This is a genomic window from Ruegeria sp. O5 (assembly GCF_056535105.1).
Window position 1 is genome coordinate 1 of sequence record NZ_JBQERN010000051.1, and the last position, 1,108, is coordinate 1,108.

The 1,108-nt window shown below is 56.9% G+C and carries 1 protein-coding gene; it reads right to left on the minus strand.

Translation table 11 applies throughout. The annotated features are described in order from the left end of the window. A protein-coding gene (locus ACR0M3_RS20025; RefSeq protein WP_480912419.1) for an IS3 family transposase occupies positions 1-1,045 on the minus strand; the annotation gives its coding sequence in 2 pieces (ribosomal slippage) (positions 1-802 and positions 802-1,045; 1,046 coding nt annotated over the 2 pieces). This gene is flagged as partial in the annotation. Positions 1,046-1,108: the final 63 nt, after the last annotated feature.

Consider the following 1,108-nt stretch of genomic DNA (forward strand, 5'->3'; position numbering starts at 1 on the left):
TACTGGAAGATTGCCAGTTCCGCGTCTCGTCGCGTGTGCCACGACCTGCGCCAGATCAGCTCTGCCTTGATGGTCTTGAAGAAGGTCTCGACTGCCGAGTTGTCGTAACAATTTCCCTTGCCACTCATCGATACTTGGAAGCCGTGCTGACGCAGGAGCTTCTGGTAGTCGTGTGAGCAGTATTGGCTGCCACGGTCGGTGTGGTGAATGCATCCCTTTGGCGGCTGCCGCAGCGCCACAGCCATTTCCAAAGCCCGGATCGCCAGATCACGCTTCATTCGGTTCGACACGGCCCAACCGATCACGCGACGTGAATGCAAGTCGAGAACAACAGCCAGATAGAGCCAGCCTTCTCGCGTCCAGACATAACTGATGTCGCCTGCCCACTTCTGGTTCGGCTGATCCGCACGGAAGTCCCGGTTCAGCAGGTTGGGCGCGATATTGAAGGCGTGGTTGCTGTCGGTCGTTACTTTGTATTTCTTGGATCGTTCGACGCGTATGCCATTCTCGCGCATCAATCGGCCAACGCGGCGATGGCCGATGGGCAGGCCAAGCTCCTTCAGCTCTTCAGTCATCCGTGGACGGCCATAGCTGCCCAGGCTGAGACGGGATTGTTCCTTGATATGCGCCAAGACCACCATGTCGGTTCGCTGTCTTTGGCTGGCTGGGCGGCTGCGATAGGCGCGCAGTCCACGTGAACTGACATCCAGAACCTGGCAAAGGCGGTTGGTCGGGAATTCGTGGCCATGCTCTTCGATGAACCGGAACCTCATGGCTTTTGGCTCGCGAAGAAGGCTGTGGCCTTTTTTAGGATGTCCCTCTCCTCCTTCAGGATGCGGTTTTCACGTCGAAGTCGTTCGTTCTCTCGGGCAAGGTCGAGGTCTTTGTCAGACACCACCTCAGTGTCACGATGTGCTGTCACCCACTTGTTCAGTGTCGAAAGACCAACGCCCAAATCAGATGCTACCTGCTTGCGCGTCAGCCCGCTCGTCAGTGCGATCCGCACAGCGTCAGCGCGAAATTCGTCCGTCCGTTTCAGTCCCATAGTTCGTCTCCTTTGCTGCAATAAATGCTATCAAAGGAGCGGCAGCAAACCGCGACACGTCCA